Below are 18,978 nucleotides of genomic sequence, written 5' to 3'. Positions count from 1 at the left end.
TGACGGCGTTTTGCGTTGATGATGCTTCTACGAAACAACTGGGATGAGTAAATAAACTTAGCACCCAACCACCCGGAAAGGCTTGGTTATTTGTGACCTGACATCAAAATAGAGACTAATAAACCCATAATCTGTTGATCCAACTCAAAACTAAGGTAGATACTTTGATTGTAGCCTAGGTTGTTGGAAAGTTGGCTAATTACATCCATAAGACCAGTTATAGCCTTGTAGGAAGTCCTGGGGTTGAGAAATTGTCTCTGAGCCGTTGATGGGTGCTTCTAGGCTTGAAAGGGATTTTCAAAATTAGGATAACGTTGATCAATTTGGTGGGCTTTTTTTGTGAACCAATTAAACAAGAGGTTAAATAGTTGAATTTGCCTCAAAACTTTCTGTGGATCAGATAGGTGAGTGGTCGGCAAAGTCTGTCCGATTTCCTTCAAGACTAAACCCAAGGGAATCTTGATTTCCTCTTGTAGTTTTAAACATCGGGTAAATAAGGGCGCATAAGCAGAAATCAACGAACCTACACCGCCTCGCGCTTGACCCCATCCGATATAATATAGCCCTTGATAATCATCTAAAAATGCCCCCCCATAACACTGCACAGTCGCCCCCTTGACTCTTTGTAATTCGGGAGGTAGAAAGGGATAGGAAACATGATAGCCTGTGCCACACACTATTAAATCAAAGGTTTCCCTGGTGCGATCGCTAAATTCTACATCCCAACCGTCTAATTTATTGACGGCGGGTTTGGGGGTGATTTTTCCATGCTTGATATAGTAGGGTACTTCATTATTTAGGGTGGGATGTTTATCGAAAATTCGATATTTTGGTTTGGGCAAACCATAGTTTTCATGGCTGCCAAAACTTAGCTTGATTATACCATAACACATTAATCTTTGCAAGGCTTCAGGCATCCACCAACGAATTAAATCCGATAGAGGAACACCAGCAAAGGTTTTGGGAATAAACCACACAGACTCCCGCAGGCTTAACACCGATTTTTGACCGACTCTAGCTGCTTCGGCGGCTAGGTCACAGGCGGAGTTACCACCACCAATTATTAAGACTCGTTTACCTCTAAGTTGGTCGGGTGTTTTGTAGTCTTTAGAATGTATCATTTCACCGTTAAAAGTTCCGGGAAATTCGGGAAATCGTTTGCACCAATGATGACCATTACATATAATCACCCCTTTATAAATTCGCTTTTCTCCATTATCAAAGCTGACTAACCAGAGATTTTTGGCGATAGGATTAACTAGGGTAACGGTGCGTTTTAGTTCAATGTTGGGGCGCAGATTAAAAGCATCAGCAAAATGGTTTAAGTAGTCCCACATTTGTTTGGCACTAGGAAAATCAGGATAATCATTCGGCATCGGAAAATGAGTGAATTGGGTGATTTTCTTCGAGGAAATAATATGGGCAGTTTCATAGACACCATGATACCAATTACCACCAATATCATCACTGGCATCTACTTGATCATAGGGAATTTTCGCGGTTTTTAAACCTTCAGCAATACCTAATCCGACAAATCCGGCTCCGATGATTAGATATTTGTCGGCAGTTTTGGGGTTATTTCCTAAGATTTGAGCAGTCATACTTTAGGATTTTTTACAAGTTTTTTAGCAGCCAAAAACGAAATTTTATCTAACAAAAAAGGAGTATAGCGTTTGAGTAAATGAATTAAATTTGCCGGGGAGTCTGGGAATACATGGAGTTGATTGGATTGAATGCCTCGCAAAGTCGCTTTCATGACCTGCTTAGGGTCGGTTAACCAAGCCTCTGGTAAACCTTGATAGTTAGTGGCTAGGGTTCCATATTTTTCAGCGTCTAAAATGGGGGTGCGACTAAAAAATGGGTAGACGGCGGTGACTTTGACATTGTAGGATTTTACCTCATCCAAGAGTCCCTCACTAAAGCCTCGTAAGCCAAATTTACTGGCGCAATAGTGGGTTAAACCAGCTTTCCCACTCCAACCAGCCACGGAGGAAATATTGACGATATGACCTTGGCGACGGCTAATCATATCCCCTACAAATAGACTGCTTAAACGCATGGGTGCAAGTAGGTTTACTTCCATGAGGGTTTCCCATTTTTCCGGGGGTGTTTCGTCCAGACGACCATAAACGGCTAATCCGGCGTTATTGATTAAAATATCGATGGGAACTTCCAGGCTTTTGACTTGATTAAATAAGATTTCGCATCCCTCACGGTTAGATAAATCAGCCTCGAAACAGGCGAGGATTTCTCCGCTTTTAATCTCCTGTTGAATTAGTTGTGCTTGTTGGTGGAGAGTGGGTTGATGGCGATCGCTTAAAATTAAACGGCTACCTGCTGCTAATAATTGGCGGGTGAGTTGTTGACCAAATCCGCCAGTAGCACCCGTTAAAACCACTGTGGCATTTTCTAGTTGAGTCATGGTTAAATTTTCGGAGATTTGAGCATAGTTGATAATAGCACAGACCAGGGAATATTTACATTAGGAATTAGTGATGCGGATTTTTGGAGTTGCGGCCATTTCATGGGTAGTAAAAAACGCAGCGATCGCAGAGAAACTGGACGATTACCATTTTCATCTACTAGATTATACTCTTGAGCGCGTTCGGCGACAATTTGCAGGCGACCACTGCGACGCATAATATTCGGATCGGCTGCTAAGGCTGCAATAACTCTCCCGGTCAAGAGGGGTGTTTCCCAATTATAGCGGTCAACAAGCGATCGGATTGCTGGATCATCTGTGGCGACATTGGAGGCTTCTATTTCCGTGGCGACCCTAGACATATGTTCTGTGTTAACAATTCCTGGCCAAACAGCAACGGAAGCGACATTATAGGGTTGGAGTTCAGTCGCAAAATCCGCCGCCAAGCGATCGCAGGCAGATTTTCCAATCCCATAAACGGCACTAAAAAGATAGGAAAATCCCCCCCAAGATGAAATAGTACAGATTAAACCTTGACGACGTTTAACCATCATTCTAGCTGCTAAAACAGCCGCCACATAATGACTGCGTAAGCCTACATTATTAACTTCATCCCAAACTTGCGGTTCGCTTTCCCAAAAGGGTTTACCCTGCATTTCTGTTAAAGTTCGCACTCCCTTATATGCGTTATTTACCAATAAATCAAGTTGTCCCTGTTGTTCCTGATCAATGTGATTAAAAAGTAATTCCACTTGTTGATCATCACCGTGATCAACCGCAATCGCGATACATTTACCCCCGGCTTTTTCCACCTCTAACCGAGTCTCTTCTAAACTGCCTCCTACAGCATCATTGGCTTGCGATAGGCTGCGACCTGTGATATAAACAGTAGCGCCAGCTTCTCCTAAACCAATGGCAATTCCTTTACCTAATCCTCTGGATGCACCTGTAACTAAGGCGACTTTACCTGCTAAGTTGGTCATGTTCGATTATTCGATGTAATGGTATAATTAAACAATTGGGGGGTAATTAATTAATAACTACCCCTTTTTGATGGGATTTACCCGGCGGCTTTGATGATTTCATCGTCGGTAGAAAAGTCTACCTCTCCTTGATTACTATTAGCTAGATAATCGTTTTGGCAGGAATCTTTTAATCCGGAAATTAGATCATATTTGGGTTGCCAATTTAGTTGATTTATGGCTTTGTGAACATCGGCGAAGAAATGCTGAACTCGCAGGGGAAATGCTTTGCGTTTCCCGAAATCAAAGTTTTTGGGGTCATAATGAATTAATTGCAGGTCATCTGGGGACTCACCCGCAGCGATCGCACAGGCTTTGGCTAACCCATCAAAGGTGACAAAGCGATCGCCTGAGATATTATACACTTGACCAATAGCCGTTTGATTTCCTAATACTGCTACCATGGCATTAGCTAAGTCTTCCACATGACCTAATTGGGTGATGTGCATTCCATTACCAGGAATAGGAATGGGACGTTTAGCAACAATGCGATCGAAAAACCAGGACTCTAAAGGGTTATAATTTTGTGGTCCGTAGATGTAAGTTGGTCGGATTGATGTCCAAGGAATACCCACTTTTTGCAAGTAGGTTTCCGTTTCATATTTCCCTAAATGGCGACTTTTGGGGTCGGTGGGATCTCCCTCAATATGAGGCATTTGATCAGACTTGAGATAGACTCCGGCTGAACTCATATAAACAAAATGTTTCACCTGACCATTAAATAAATCGGCTAGGGGTTGGGTATCACTTAATTGGCGACCATTATTATCAAAAATGACATCAAAGGTTTCACCGGATAGCTTTTCTTTTAATTGGTTAGCATCAGTGCGATCGCCATGAATTTGTTTAATTCCGTCTACCGGACTGGGTTTATTTCCCCGATTAAATAATACCACTTCATGACCCTGGCTGACTAAAATTTTGGTCAGATAAACCCCGATAAACCTAGTGCCACCCATGATTAAAATTCGCATTTTATTAATCTCCTAATGATTGATTTTTATGGTTGATAGTAAACTGGTCACGAGAGTTGGCTAATGTCTAGCCAAAAACCATAATACCATGGGGTTATACAACTTCTAACTAAAGTCGTAGGAATACATCCCAATGGTCACTAAATTAATCTTATATGATTCTGGGTATTGATACCAACAAGTTTACGATAGCATAATTACCCGATGACCAGACCCTATCCAAAAGCCATTTTAGCAGTTACCGCAGTTTTCAAGGTATACTGACGACAGTTGAAACTAAAAGTTGTCAGGTAGTTAATTCCATGTTGGCTTTCTATCTTCGCCGTTTTCAGAGACAACTCAAGCGGATATTCAGTAACATTTCACTCCGCACTATTTTAGTAGTACCGTTTTTGCTACAAGTAGCATTAACTGTCGGTTTGGTCGGTTATTTTTCTTTTCGCAATGGCGAAGCAGCCGTGCGAGATTTAGCATTTCAACTGCGCCAGGAATTAACTGCTCGCATTGACCAGCAATTACAAGCATATATTAGAATACCTCATCAAATCAATAAGTTAAATACCGATAGCTTTTCCCAGGGTCAAATTGATTTTTATAGTGGGGAAAGAATTAATGTTTTTTTGCAGCACATTAAAAACTCACCTTATCTTAATGCCGTTTATTGTGCCGAAGAAGAAACCGGAAATTTTATCGGTGTGAGTTGGAGTGATGACGGGTCATTTTTTGAGTTAATGATTAGGAATAATCAAACCAATGGAAATATGCACTTATACGGTATTGATGTCCGTGGCGATCGCCTTTATTTTCTTAGGGATGCTGGACCCTATGAGCCTCGTCAACGTCCCTGGTATCGAGCCGCACAAGCCACAGGAAAGTCCGTATGGAGTGATATTTATTTAGATTTTACCACACAATTACCCACCATTACCGCCAGTTTATCTACTTATGATGGTTGGGGAAATCGTTTTATTGGCGTGTGCGGAACTGATATTTTATTATCTGAAGAACTCCGGAGATTTTTGCAAAATTTAGGAATTGGTAAAACCGGAGAAGCCTTTATTATCGAGCGTTCTGGTTTATTAGTTTCCAGTTCTACTGATGATAGTATGACCCGGAAAATTGGCGATCAGATCCAAATTATTCAAGCCACAGAAAGTGAAAATATATTAGTCCGAGAAACCGCCAAATATTTAATCAATAAAAATTTAAACTTGCACACAATCAATCAACCCAAACAATTCGATTTTAAAATCAAACGCGAACGGCAATTCGTGCAAATCTTACCATTTAGTAATGGTCATGGCTTCGACTGGTTAATTGTGTTAGTAGTTCCCGAAGATGATTTTATGGCTACTATTAATGCCAGCAAACGCACTACAATTTTACTGTGTATTTTGGCTTTAATCTTTCCTACAATTTTTAGCATTATGATAGCTAGATGGATTAGTCTTCCTATCTCCAATTTGAGTGACGCAAGTCAGGCGATCGCTCAAGGCAAATTACAGCAAAAAGTTCATGCTAATGGTATCAAAGAACTCAGGATTTTAGCCAAGTCTTTTAACATGATGACTCAACAGGTTCAAGATGCTTTTTCCGCCTTAGAAAAACGGGTAGAGGAGCGGACGTTTGAACTCCGATATGAAAAAGATAAATCCGAAAAACTATTATTAAATATCTTGCCAAAAGCTATTGCTGATCAACTCAAGAATGAACAAAAAACCATTGCTTGCTCTATGGAAAATGTGACCATTTTATTTGCAGATATTGTCGGCTTCACTCCTTTATCTGCTCGCATTCCTCCCATTCAGTTGGTGGAATTGCTAAATCAGATGTTTTCCCGATTTGATGAATTAGCCGACAAGTATAGTTTAGAAAAAATCAAGACTATTGGTGACGCTTATATGGTAGTGGGAGGCTTACCAATTCCCCGGGATGACCATGCAGAAGCGATCGCTGATATGGCTTTAGAAATGCAGCAAATTATGGATGACTTTAAGACTTGTAAAATCTTGGGTAATATTTCAGGTTGCGAACATTTTCAAATTAGGATTGGTATTAATACTGGATCCGTAGTAGCCGGAGTAATTGGCATTAAAAAATTCTCCTATGATTTATGGGGAAATGCCGTTAACATTGCTTCCCGCATGGAATCATCAGGAAAACCTGGCTCTATTCAAGTTACAGATATCACCTATGAACGCCTAAAATATCGTTATAAATTTAAACCCAGAGGCACAATTAATGTTAAGGGGAAAGGCAATATGACCACCTATTGGCTATTAGGTAAAATTTAGACAATCGTAAACTTTTATTAATCTCAATGTTTGTCTGCATTCAAAATATGATATAATCTTAATTACTATTGGAGAGTTAGCAAATGATTGCCACACCCAATTTTGCCAATGTATCCCCAGATGATTACCTAAAACTAGAGGAGCAAAGTTCTGTCAAGCATGAATATATTGATGGGGAAGTCTACGCTATGGCGGGTGCAACTGATACCCATGTTACTATTGCTGGAAATATATTTGCCCTACTTCGCGCCCAGGTCAGAGGTTCTAGTTGTCGGGTGTATATATCAGATATGAAAGTCCGTATTCAAAAAGCCAAAAGTGAGCGTTTTTACTATCCCGATATTCTCGTAACCTGTGACCAGCGTGATAGAGATACACCCACCTATAAACAATTTCCTCAACTTATCATTGAGGTATTGTCCGACTCCACAGAAGCCTTTGATAGGGGTGATAAATTTATGGACTATCAAAGTCTTGATAGCCTACAGGAATATATATTAATTAATACCCGTCATCCTCGCTTAGAGATTTTTCGCCGTCAGGATGACAGTTGGCTATTTAATAGTTATAGTTTATCTGAGGATACAGACGACACTACTTTTCAGATTGTTAGCCTGGATTTCACCGAACAAATTGCCGCCATTTACGAAGATGTTAACTTTAATAATCAATAAAGAGAAATATGATTGCTACACCCAATTTTGTCAATTTATCCCCAGATGATTACCTAGAACTAGAAGCCCAAAGTTCTGTCAAGCATGAATATATTGATGGAGAAGTCTACGCTATGGCGGGTGCAACTGATACCCATGTTACGATCGCTTTAAATATGGCGATCGCACTTCGTAATCATCTCAGAGGCTCTAGTTGTCGGGTGTATATATCAGATATGAAAGTCCGTATTCAAAAAGCCAAAAGTGAGCGTTTTTACTATCCCGATATTCTCGTAACCTGTGACCAGCGTGATAGAGATACACCCACCTATAAACAATTTCCTCAACTTATCATTGAGGTATTGTCCGACTCCACAGAAGCATTTGATCGGGGTGATAAATTTATGGACTATCAAAGTCTTGATAGCCTACAGGAATATATATTAATTAATACCCGTCATCCTCGCTTAGAGATTTTTCGCCGCCAGGATGACAGTTGGCTATTTAATAGTTATAGTTTATCTGAGGATACAGACGACACTACTTTTCATATTGTTAGCCTGGATTTCACCGAACAAATTGCCGCCATTTACGAAGATGTTAACTTTAACTTACCCGAAAACTAAGTTCCGATTTCTAAAATAACGGGTGCATGATCACTCGGTTTTGGTTGGGTTCTGGGTTCAGTGTCAATGTAACAAGCGATCGCATTTTGATAGAGTCCAGGACTTAGATAATGGTGATCAATTCTCCAGCCTCGGTTGCGGGTAAATGAGGCGGCGCGGTAGTCCCACCAGGTAAAATGTCCGCCGTCTTGGGTAAACTTACGAAAGCCGTCTGCTAAACCCAAATTAGCGATCGCATCTAAGGCTTGACGTTCCGCCGCCGATGCCATAATATGATTTTCCCGGTTTTGAGGATTATAAATATCCCGATCTTCAGGCGCAATATTAAAATCACCACAAATACACAGATGAGGATATTTGATTAACATCTGTTGTAGATAATCCCGTAATCGGTTTAACCACTGTAACTTATACTCATATTTATCACTTCCCACACTCGACCCATTCGGGATATAAACATTGACAATACAGATATCATCAATCACCCCAGCAATTACCCGTTTTTGGTCGTCCAATTCCCCCACCTGGTCAGCACCCAAAATCGGAGTAAATCCCATAATTACAGACTCGATATTTAGGCGACTAAAAATTGCCACCCCATTATAGGCTTTTTGACCATAAATATAGACATGATAGCCCAATTCTTCAAAAGGCGATCGCGGAAAATCTTGATCAATAACCTTAGTTTCCTGTAGGCACAAAACATCAATATCCTGACCTTTTAACCAGCTCAAAACTTGGTCTTGTCTAGTCCGAATTGAATTCAAATTCCAGGTAGCAATTTTCATATTTAGTCGGGGAATAAAACATGATTGTTAATTATACCAAAACTCATGTCAACTTACAAATAAGCCAGCACAGTTAAATTGGCGACTCCCTTTTGATATTTAATGACCCATACAGGGGCGATCGCGGGGCTGTTGTTGCAATTGGTGCAAGACCTCAGTAATTTAAGAGAGATCCTCTCTACCCGCGTCTTTCTTTCGCCCCTGCCGTAGACTCAAAGCCGCTTGCCGCAGGGTGAACCCCTTCCCGCAGGTTAGCCAATTCTACAGACTCAGGCCAAAATGACAGATTACTTAATGAGAAAAGCTATAACCATACAAGATATATGCTAGATATACCATTGTAACCAAGCATCCAGCCAACATGGAAGATTACCAAGCCGCCTTTTTAGAACGTCATAAGGATACTGAAATACTTTGTTCATCTAATTTCAACAGAAAAGTAGCCGCAATGCATTTTGGTGGCATTACCATAGAATGTCTGCTAAAATCGATGATATTCGCTTCATTACCCAAAGGTGCAAGCCGAGAATGGAAAACCGACTCTAACGATCCTGGTCATACAATTACTAATCCACAACATCGTTTACACGACGCATTAAAGCGGCATAATCGGCTGTACAGCCGGATTCAAAAATTTCCCCAGGTAATGAGGTGGCTGGCTACAGTTGAAACCCCAAATCAACATTTTATAGAGATGCGTTATTATGGGAATGAGCCTAATGACAAAGACTATAAGGATTGGCTGTCTTCATATAAGAGTCTTCTAAATTGGCTACAAAAGCAAGCAACTCAACTTTGACTCAACTTTAAAGAGGTAGATATGGAAGAAACCTGGCAACTATTACTGAAACGGCAGATTACGGACAGCTATGTGCAAAGTTCGCAAGAATGGACTGACATTAATATTTCAACTTCTGGACTTCTGAATTTGACGATTGTCAGTAATAAATTTACAGGCTTATCGATGTCGCAGCGAAAGGAGCAATTGCAGAGCATCCTGAGTCAATTTCAGATTAATATATCCCCAGGTTTTATTTCTTTATATGCAGTAGAAGAAGCACGATCCCTGAATTTGTCAGCCCCACCACTTGTAAAGGGAAGTTCCATAAATACTTGGCAAGATTTAGCATTGTGGGCTGCAAATCCACAAAATCAATCCCCATATCCTCAACCTCAACCCCGCATTCCTCGCACAGTCACATTTTATTCCTTTAAGGGGGGAGTCGGTCGAACAACTGCATTAACCCATGTGGCTTGGATTTTGGCTATGCGCGGTCGTAAAGTTGTAGCTGTTGACTTAGATTTAGAAGCGCCCGGTTTAAGTACAGCTTTTAGCTTAAACCCACTCCCTCAATTCGGTATTGTGGATTATTTTTATGAGCGTTCTTATTTGCCTGAAGGGTTAGAACCTAATATTTTAATCACCAAGATATTTGGCGAAGTGACAATACCTGATGCTACAGGAAGACTCTTTATTGTTCCGGCGGGATCTTTAAGTCTTGATTATATTTCTAAAGTTGATGATCTCAGAGCCACTATGATTCTTGATAATGGTGAAACCCTCTGGTCTATGTTTAGTCGTGAAATTCAAGAACAGCTAAAACCAGACGTTATCTTAGTGGATTCTCGCACCGGAATCAATGAATGGGGGGCTTTATCTTTACTACAAGCGGCTGATGAAGCTATTATATTTTTGTTTCCCAATGAGCAAAATCGGCAAGGGATCGATCTTCTCCTCAAATCACTTAATTCTTTTGGCAAGCTGTCAATGAATTTTGTCTTCTCACCCGTTCCCGATATCAGCGATATGGGAATGGCTAAAGTGACAAAGCTTTGGGGGATTTTGCGTCAAGTCATTGAGCAGGAAATCGCTCAAGATGAATTGAGTGAAAATGGGTATGACTCAGATGATACTCAATCGGAAATAGCAGAACCATTGGTAGTTCCTTATCTGCCACCAATTGCTCTGGCTGAGGATTATCCTGTAACCGGATTATTAGATTACTACAACCGAATTGCTAACTTAATCGATGAAGATACTAATCAACTTCGCTTAGGAGAAATATTGCCCGGTAAAGATACTTCTGAACGCTGGAAAATTATCGAAAGCCTCCAATTTCCTGCCTTAAATGCTGCCGATCCAAAATCTAACCTGATTGAACTGTTTCAAAGAACTGCTAATTTTGATAAGTTCTTAGATGAAACAACTTGTCTGATCCGAGGTCGCAAAGGAACTGGAAAAACAGCACTTTACTTACTTCTATTAAAACATGAATCAAAGGCTAAACAGTTAGCTCGCGGTCGATTAGATGCCGTAAGTTTTTTATCTGGCCATGGTGGATTTGAAAACAGTCGCCCCACCCGCAATGAATTTCAAATTATTCATAATAATTTAACCGATAGGAATGGGAATTGGGAAGCTTTATGGCGATCGTACTTAATCCTGCGATTATTTCAATCCAACAAGTTGAGACTACCAGAAAAAGGAAATCAAAAATCTAAATTTGAAACGTTACGCGAAATTTTAAAAAGACTATCGAAAGAAAACTGGCAGATTGAACATACTCAAGCATTAATTCAATTATCAACGGATTCAAATTTAAGACTTCTTTTGTCAGATGCCTTGGATATTCTGAATGAACAGCAACGGCATAAAAATCAAACAATTTGGCTTTTATATGACGATTTAGATGAAGACTTCCCAGAAACAGATGGAGTTAGACAACACGCTTTAACTGGTTTATTCCAACTGATTCAGGCTTGCGATGCGCGTCGATTAACGTCTATTCGATTTAAAGTTTTTCTGCGAGAAGATATATGGAACCGTTTAAACTTTGACAATAAAAGTCACTTTAATGGACGCGATCTATTCCTGCGGTGGACAAGGATAGATTTTTTGCGATTAGCCCTTCGTCAAGCTATGCAATCAGGAGATTTTAAAGATTTAGTCGATCGCATTGCACCTGTGGAAAATATTGATAATGCTAGTGAAGACAACTTAAATCTTGCCCTCGATTTATTGTGGGGAATTCGTCGTCGAACTGGCAACAAAGCTAAATATGTTTATCGATGGGTTTACGAACGTTTATCGGACTTAAATGGCACTGCCTTTCCCCGCAGTTTAAGTGCTTTACTTCAAGGAGCAAGAGAGCAGGAGTTAACTTATAAAGGGCAAACATCAGTTAAGTCTCCAACTGACGATCGCTTACTTCGCGGAAAATCTCTGGAGATTGGTTTAGAAAAGGCATCAGAGGAACGTTGTGATGCCATTAAACAGGAATATCCCGATCTATGTAAATTTTTTGATTCATTAGAAGGTGTTCCTGCTTTACCTTCCCGAGAACAACTGGAACAAATATGGCAGAATAACGCACTAGAAATATATTCTCAATTTGATGAATTTGCCAATTTTTTAAGCGAAATTGGGCTAGCGAAATGGCGGGAAAAGGAACAACGTTATGGATTTGCTGATATTTATGTCTATGGTTTCAGGATGAGTCGGACAGGTACAAAGTAGCAAGCCAATTAACCTTATACATCAATTTATAGTTATAGCGGAGAGAAGTTATCTTCTCTCCTGTTTCATTGAGGTGATAATTGGGCGGTTAAAATTCACTGGACTGGGCAGTAATAAGCGCGATCGCTGTTCGTGGGATATTCCAATCATAGACCAAAGGATCGGGAGTAGTTAGAAGTGCGATCGCCTCTATCTCAGCTTGGGTCAATTTGGGTTTCATAGCAATTTGACTCCTTCTAACTGACCCAGTTTAGCATCAAAAGAGGCTGTTTATTTGCATCCAGCGAGTTGATTGATTTAGCTAATTAATCGGCGATCGCTCGCTCCATTTCTTCTCAAGAAACCGGGTTGGGACAAACCCGGTGTCTGTGGTTAAAACTCTCCGGCTAAAGCCGAAACACAACGTTCGCAGATGGTGGGATGTTCTGAAGACTCACCGACATGGACAGAGTAATTCCAACAGCGATCGCATTTTTCGCCCTCAGCATTCACCACAGCGATCGCCATCAATTCCGACTCACTTTTATACTGCAAATCTGCCAGTTTATCTGGATTTTCCAGTAACTCAACCTGAGAACAAATCAACAGATATCGCAAAGCATCAACGCCGTTATTCTGCTTAAATTCCGCCGGATTTGGATTCATTGCCGCTAACTGTTGACGCAATTTTTCATCTGCCACATATAGCAAGATTTTAGCATCCAGAGAAGAACCCACCATTTTATCTTTGCGCGCCTGTTCCATCACCTGATTAACCTCGGCGCGAATCTCCCGTAATTTCACCCAAAACTCTGCTAATTCAGGCTTTTTCCAGGTTTCATCTAACCGAACCCAACCAGATTCAAATACTGATAAATACGGCGTAGAATATGGTAGATTTTGCCAGATATCCTCTGCCGTATGACAAAGGACAGGCGCGATCGCTTTCGCCAAATTTTCTAGGGCGATCGCCAAAACAGTCTGACAACTGCGCCGCCGGAAACCATTTTCCGCGCTAATATATAGTCGGTCTTTCGCAATATCCAAATAGAAATTGGATAAATCCACCACACAGAAATTTTGCACCACCTGAAAGAATCGGAAAAACTGGTAAGTTTCAAAAGCGTCTGTCACCTCCGCAAACACTTCCGTCATGCGGTGCAACATATACCGATCTAACTCCGGTAAATCCTCATAAGCGATCGCATCTTTTGCTGGGTCAAAATCATGCAAATTCCCCAACAAAAACCGCGCCGTATTTCTAATTTTGCGGTAAACATCCGACATCTGTTTCAGGATATTTTTACCCAAAGGTACATCCGCCGAATAATCCACCGAAGACACCCACAAACGCAGGATATCCGCACCATAAGCGGGGTCTTGTTGTTGATTTTTGCCCCCATTAATAACCACAGCCGGGTCTACCACATTTCCCAGGGATTTACTCATTTTATATCCCTTTTCATCCAGCACAAAACCATGAGTTAGCACAGTTTTATAAGGTGCAATCCCATGATTAGCCACACTGGTTAATAAACTAGACTGAAACCAACCCCGATGTTGATCAGAACCTTCCAAATAAATATCAGCCGGATAAGCCAATTCTGGGCGCTGTTTAGCCACCGCCGCCCAAGAGGAACCCGAATCAAACCAGACATCCATAGTATCGGTTCCCTTGCGGTATTTCTTGCCATTATTAACGTAAGATTCCGGCAGTAATTCCTCAACCGAAAGTTTCCACCAAGCATCAGTACCGTGTTGAGCAATAATATCTTTTACATGGTTAATCGTTTCCTCATTTAGCAGAGGTTCCCCCGTTTCTTCCTCATAAAAAACTGGAATGGGAACCCCCCAACTGCGCTGACGAGAAATACACCAATCACTGCGATCGCTTACCATTGGCGTAATCCTATTTTCTCCCTGTGAGGGAATCCACTGCACCTGTTTAATAGCTTCTAAAGCCTGTTCACGGAAACCTTCCACCGATGCAAACCATTGTTCTGTCGCCCTAAAAATTGTCGGTTTTTTCGTCCGCCAATCATAGGGATATTTATGTTGATAGGGTTCCTCTTTAATCAAAGAACCCGCCTCTTGTAACGCTTCAATAATCGCGCCATTAGCATCTTTGAGAACATTTAAACCCGCGAACTCTCCCGCCTCCTCCGTAAAATCACCATTTTCATCTACTGGCGAAAGTATAGGTAAACCATAACGCTGACCTACGATATAATCTTCCTGACCGTGACCGGGTGCTGTATGAACCAAACCCGTCCCCGATTCAGTAGTCACATAATCACCACCAATTAAAATCGGACTTTCACGGTCAAATAGAGGATGTTTATAGGTGCAATTTTCTAGCAGTGCGCCTTTCACCGTAGCTTTCACAGTTAAATTAGTGTTAAAAGTAGCTGATAACCTTTCCACCAATTCCGCAGCCACCAACAGATACTTAAACTCAATAGGACTTTCTGAATCCCCTTGAGTTTCTACCACCGCATAGGTTAATTCTGGATTCAGAGCAACTGCCAAATTTCCCGGAATCGTCCAAGGCGTAGTCGTCCAGATTGCTACTCCTAAATCCGGTAAATATGGACTCAGTAACTCTCGCACCGATTCCGCTAAACTCGTAATTCTGAAAGCCGCATAAATACTGCGGGAAGTGTGACCTTCGGGATATTCTAATTCTGCTTCCGCCAGGGCTGTTTTGGAACTCGGACTCCAATGGACTGGTTTTAGACCCCGATAAATGTATCCCTTGAGAACCATAACACCGAATACAGCAATTTGAGCCGCTTCGTATTCCGGAGTTAGGGTTAAATAGGGGTTTTCCCAGTCTCCCCACACCCCATAACGTTGAAATTGGGTTTTTTGTTCTTCAACGGTTTTCAGGGCAAAATCTCGCGCTTTCTCACGCAAAGTTAGCGGGGTGAGTTGTTCCCTTTCTGACTGCTTCATCTGTTGCAGCACTTTCAATTCAATCGGGAGTCCGTGACAGTCCCAACCCGGCACATAGCGGACTTTTTGCCCCTGTAGGGTTTGGTAGCGGTTAATAATATCTTTGAGAATCTTATTCAGGGCGTGGCCTATGTGTAGCTGTCCATTGGCATAAGGCGGGCCATCATGAATTATAAACCGATCGCCCGGATTGTTTTCACAGAGGCGATCGTATATCTGGTTATCCGCCCAAAATTTTTGTAATTCTGGTTCCCGTTTGACGGCATTAGCCCGCATATCAAACTTGGTTTTGGGCAGGTTAACCGTGTCTTTGTAGGCGTTTTTTTCGGTCACGGCAGTATACTGAACGATTCTCTTGGGTTAGCAGTTTTCAGATATTTTAACTCTTTTGGGGACAGCTTGCCACAAATTCACCATCGCGCTTGTTGAGTTTTGTAACGTTCCTTAAAATAATTGGGCGATCGCCTGATATGATTAGACCTTGGTTTATATCATCGCTTTGGGAAGTTTTGGGAGGAACAATGGACTTTATTACCAACTTGTTCAGCAATGTCAATTTTGAACTGATCGCCCAGTTACTAATGCTATCACTGATTGTGATTGCTGGCCCGGTGGTGATCGTATTGTTGGCGTTTCGTGGGGGCGACCTGTAGCATCAGACCCCCAAAATCTCTGAATCCAACGGAGGCGGGTGGGTTTTACCTAGCCTCCCGTTTTCCTGTCCCTACCAGCAGACCTACATCGACTAGAATTTAGTCCTGGATGTAATCCTGTCCATTCACTAAAGCCATTTCCGCCCGGACGAACTCCCGCCCCAGGTATAGGGCATGATCAAAACAAGTCAGCGGACAGGTACTTGCTTCTTCTGTGATTTTAATACCTAATTCTTTCGCCGTTCTTCCCCGGTAAATACCAATCGGAGTCCGCTTGAGTTCCCCTTTACACGGGAAAGGTTCCCCCGTGTCTGGATCCACAGCTAGACCCTGTTCGTTGATATCGTTGCTATAATGTTCCGCGCAAATTAAGCCCTTGTCCCGGTCAATATAAATGATAAAATAGCCCCCCGGATCGAGTTTAATAAAACGCTGGGAGAGCTTGTCATCTAAGGCTATGCGTTCTTCTGGAGATAGGTTGGTGTTCGTTGATAGAGTAGACACAAAAGTTAAAAATGCGATCGCTACAATACAGTCTACTTATTACTTTACAATATCTCGAGTATTTAACAGAGGATTGTATCAATTTATACAGAAACCCCCAACTGTTAAAAATTATTAATTGGGCCATTTAGCACTAGATATAGCGTAAAACGAGAAATTTGTCAATACCTGTCACTAAATATATATATAGAGTAAATTAGTAAAGCTGATTCAAATTCCAGACAGAAACAGACCATGCAAACCCTATCAACCACAACTGATACCCCCTTCAATCGCCAAATTCAGGTAATCCGGCGGGATGGATCATTAACTCTTTTGGATGTGTCCAGAATTCGCGCAGTCGTCAACTGGGCTTGTGAAGGCTTAGATGCTAACCCCATTACTTTGGAAGCTGGACTGACCACTCGCCTGAAAAATGGAGTCACCACCAGGGAAATTCAGGATAACTTAATAGGTTGTGCCTTAGAGTTGTGTAGCCCCTCAGACCCAGACTGGCGGTATGTAGCCGGGAGGCTGCATATTTGGAACTTGTGGAAAGATACCCTAGTTAGCCGTGGCTACCAATATGAGGATTATTGCCAAACCGTTACTAGCAAAGTGAAATCTGGTCAGTATGACGCGCGCTTATTAAAATATACCCCCGACCAGTTGAGAGAAGCGGGAAGCTGGATTAACCCCCAATGGGATAAAGATTATGATTATGCGGGGGCGGTTTTACTAACTAAACGTTATTTATTACCCGAGGAATTACCCCAAGAAGCCTTATTATCTTGTGCCTTATTATTAGCCGTAGTCGAAGCCCCAGAAAAACGAATGTTTTGGGCGCAGAAATTCTATAAAGCGATCGCCCTGCGTCAGATTTCTTTAGCCACCCCGATTTTAGCTAATTTGCGGATTCCTAACGGGTCTTTGAGTTCCTGTTTTATTATCGGTATGGATGATAATTTAGAGAACATATTTGACACCATTAAAGATGCTGCCCGGATTTCCAAAAATGGCGGCGGTGTTGGCGTAAATGTCAGCCGCATTAGGGCAACAGGTAGCTGGGTAATGGGTAAGCCTAACGCATCCGGTGGCGTGATTCCCTGGATTAAACTGTTAAATGATACCGCCATTGCTGTCAATCAGGGAGGCCGTCGCGCTGGCGCAATTACCGTCAGTTTAGATGTGTGGCATTTAGACATTCTCGAATTTTTGGAGATGCAAACCGAGAATGGAGACCAGCGCCGGAAGGCTTATGATATTTTCCCTCAATTAGTCATTTCTGATGAGTTCATGCGCCGGGTGCGTAACTGCGAAAACTGGACTCTGATAGACCCCTACGAAGTCCGGGTAAAATTGGGCATAGAATTATCAGAATTATGGGGTGAAGAATTTGAGTCAGCTTATCAAAAAATAGAAGCGTCTTTAGACTATGAATTAAAACTATATAAGCGGATAAATGCTAGGGAACTGTTTAAAAACATTATGCGATCGCAAGTAGAAACCGGGATGCCTTATCTGTGGTTTAAAGATACTAGCAACGCCGCCAATCCTAACCAACACGAAGGATATATTCCTGGGGGTAACTTGTGCCAAGAATCTTGGTCTAACGTCAAACCAGGGGAACTCGCGCATACCTGCAACTTAAATAGTCTAAATCTCTCTAATTTAGATTGGCAAGACCTACCCAATATTTGCGAAATAGCCGTCCGCATTTTAGACAACACCATCGAAATTACTCACCCACCATTTCAAGCCAGTATTGACCATAATCAACGTTATCGCACCATTGGCGTGGGTGTCATGGGGTTAGCGGATTGGTTAGCCAAACGGCGTTTTTCCTATAGCCATTTACAGGAAATTAGCAACCTGTTTGAAGATATCGGATTTTACTGCACTAAAACCTCAATGGAACTCTCCAAAGAAAGGGGGGCTTATCCGGCATTTGCTGGAAGTTCCTGGAGTCAAGGTAAGTTAATTGGTGCTAAACCAGTGGATTGGTTTTTAACCCACGCCGACGATAAACAAAGGTGGAAAGAATTAAGCGAAGATATCCAAAAATATGGGATTAGGAACTCTCATATAACCGCCATTGCTCCCAACACATCATCATCCTTAGTCCAAGGTTGTACCGCCAGTGTATTACCCTGTTATAGTCGTTTCTTCTATGACAAATGGGCGAAAGGAACCGTACCCATTGCGCCTCCCTTTATTAAAGAAAACTTCTGGTTTTACCCAGAGAATAAAACCCTAGACCAGCAAATTGTTGTCAAAGCCGTAGCCACCATGCAGCAATGGATTGATACAGGGATATCAATGGAGTTGATGTTTAACCTCAATCAAGGCGTATATTTCCCCGAAGAACCCGCGCGCAGCCTTAAAGCTAAAGATATCTTTGACACCCTGATGGCGGCTTGGGAACAGGGGTGCAAAGCCATCTATTATGTGAGGACAGTTCAGCGGGACAGCTTTCAAGAATCCGAAGATGCCTGCACAGCTTGTGCAAATTAGCTATAATATCCGTTACCACTAAACTTCTGGTCGGGGGAATCCTAAATTCTCCCGATTAGTTTAGTGTTGTTGATGAAAATCAGCCGCTGATAAATACA

15 protein-coding genes are annotated in these 18,978 nt (G+C 41.7%); 7 read left to right on the top strand and 8 right to left on the bottom strand.

All coding sequences use genetic code 11. The features are described 5' to 3' along the window. Positions 1-278: 278 nt before the first annotated feature. The 4 genes from XZ46_RS19000 to XZ46_RS18985 all read right to left on the bottom strand — a co-directional run bounded on the left by XZ46_RS19000 (position 279) and on the right by XZ46_RS18985 (position 4,418). Entirely contained in the window at positions 279-1,601 is a 1,323-nt protein-coding gene (locus XZ46_RS19000; RefSeq protein WP_006624217.1) for a flavin-containing monooxygenase, read from the bottom strand. Next, positions 1,598-2,422 (bottom strand): SDR family NAD(P)-dependent oxidoreductase, encoded by an 825-nt coding sequence (locus XZ46_RS18995; protein ID WP_008052701.1) that lies wholly within the window; start codon positions 2,420-2,422, stop codon positions 1,598-1,600. The genes XZ46_RS19000 and XZ46_RS18995 overlap by 4 nt, the downstream gene beginning before the upstream one ends. A gap of 2 nt (positions 2,423-2,424) precedes the next feature. Further along, a complete protein-coding gene (locus tag XZ46_RS18990) occupies positions 2,425-3,405 on the bottom strand; it encodes an SDR family NAD(P)-dependent oxidoreductase (protein ID WP_008052700.1) in 981 nt (326 codons plus the stop codon). Between the two features lie 77 nt (positions 3,406-3,482). Next, positions 3,483-4,418, bottom strand: a complete 936-nt coding sequence (locus XZ46_RS18985) for an NAD-dependent epimerase/dehydratase family protein (RefSeq protein WP_008052699.1) — start codon at positions 4,416-4,418, stop codon at positions 3,483-3,485. Between the two features lie 302 nt (positions 4,419-4,720). On the opposite strand from XZ46_RS18985, the gene XZ46_RS18980 reads away from it, so the two are divergent. The 3 genes from XZ46_RS18980 to XZ46_RS18970 all read left to right on the top strand — a co-directional run bounded on the left by XZ46_RS18980 (position 4,721) and on the right by XZ46_RS18970 (position 7,991). Continuing rightward, positions 4,721-6,712 (top strand): adenylate/guanylate cyclase domain-containing protein, encoded by a 1,992-nt coding sequence (locus XZ46_RS18980; RefSeq protein WP_008052698.1) that lies wholly within the window; start codon positions 4,721-4,723, stop codon positions 6,710-6,712. 83 nt (positions 6,713-6,795) lie between these two features. Further along, positions 6,796-7,386, top strand: a complete 591-nt coding sequence (locus XZ46_RS18975; RefSeq protein WP_008052697.1) for a Uma2 family endonuclease — start codon at positions 6,796-6,798, stop codon at positions 7,384-7,386. Between the two features lie 8 nt (positions 7,387-7,394). Then, the gene (locus XZ46_RS18970) at positions 7,395-7,991 is read left to right on the top strand and encodes a Uma2 family endonuclease (protein WP_008052696.1); all 597 of its coding nucleotides are present in this window, start codon (positions 7,395-7,397) and stop codon (positions 7,989-7,991) included. On the opposite strand, the gene xth is transcribed toward XZ46_RS18970, so the two are convergent. Further along, a complete protein-coding gene (gene xth / locus XZ46_RS18965; protein ID WP_008052694.1) occupies positions 7,988-8,779 on the bottom strand; it encodes an exodeoxyribonuclease III in 792 nt (263 codons plus the stop codon). The genes XZ46_RS18970 and xth overlap by 4 nt on opposite strands. Before the next feature lie 361 nt (positions 8,780-9,140). Between xth and XZ46_RS18960 the strand changes: the two genes are divergently transcribed. Then, a complete protein-coding gene (locus XZ46_RS18960) occupies positions 9,141-9,578 on the top strand; it encodes a hypothetical protein (RefSeq protein ID WP_006668393.1) in 438 nt (145 codons plus the stop codon). 21 nt (positions 9,579-9,599) lie between these two features. Further along, a complete protein-coding gene (locus tag XZ46_RS18955; protein WP_008052691.1) occupies positions 9,600-12,296 on the top strand; it encodes a ParA family protein in 2,697 nt (898 codons plus the stop codon). Between the two features lie 88 nt (positions 12,297-12,384). Here XZ46_RS18955 and XZ46_RS37625 read toward each other — a convergent pair whose 3' ends face one another. Next, positions 12,385-12,516, bottom strand: coding sequence for a hypothetical protein (locus XZ46_RS37625; RefSeq protein ID WP_257720171.1), 132 nt, complete (start codon positions 12,514-12,516; stop codon positions 12,385-12,387). 152 nt (positions 12,517-12,668) lie between these two features. Continuing rightward, the gene (ileS, locus tag XZ46_RS18950; RefSeq protein WP_008052690.1) at positions 12,669-15,563 is read right to left on the bottom strand and encodes an isoleucine--tRNA ligase; all 2,895 of its coding nucleotides are present in this window, start codon (positions 15,561-15,563) and stop codon (positions 12,669-12,671) included. A gap of 137 nt (positions 15,564-15,700) precedes the next feature. Between ileS and psb30 the strand changes: the two genes are divergently transcribed. Continuing rightward, positions 15,701-15,883, top strand: a complete 183-nt coding sequence (gene psb30, locus XZ46_RS18945; RefSeq protein WP_431619720.1) for a photosystem II reaction center protein Ycf12/Psb30 — start codon at positions 15,701-15,703, stop codon at positions 15,881-15,883. 99 nt (positions 15,884-15,982) lie between these two features. Here the strand turns inward: psb30 and XZ46_RS18940 are convergent, their stop codons facing one another. Continuing rightward, positions 15,983-16,387: a DUF4346 domain-containing protein gene (locus XZ46_RS18940; protein WP_008052689.1), complete on the bottom strand. Its 405-nt coding sequence runs from the start codon at positions 16,385-16,387 to the stop codon at positions 15,983-15,985. Between the two features lie 234 nt (positions 16,388-16,621). Between XZ46_RS18940 and XZ46_RS18935 the strand changes: the two genes are divergently transcribed. Next, a complete protein-coding gene (locus XZ46_RS18935; protein WP_008052687.1) occupies positions 16,622-18,880 on the top strand; it encodes a ribonucleoside-diphosphate reductase subunit alpha in 2,259 nt (752 codons plus the stop codon). The last annotated feature ends 98 nt before the right edge of the window (positions 18,881-18,978 follow it).

It is taken from the genome of Limnospira indica PCC 8005 (assembly GCF_000973065.1).
Classification (GTDB): domain Bacteria; phylum Cyanobacteriota; class Cyanobacteriia; order Cyanobacteriales; family Microcoleaceae; genus Limnospira; species Limnospira fusiformis.
This window is presented reverse-complemented; position numbering and strand designations above follow the sequence as displayed.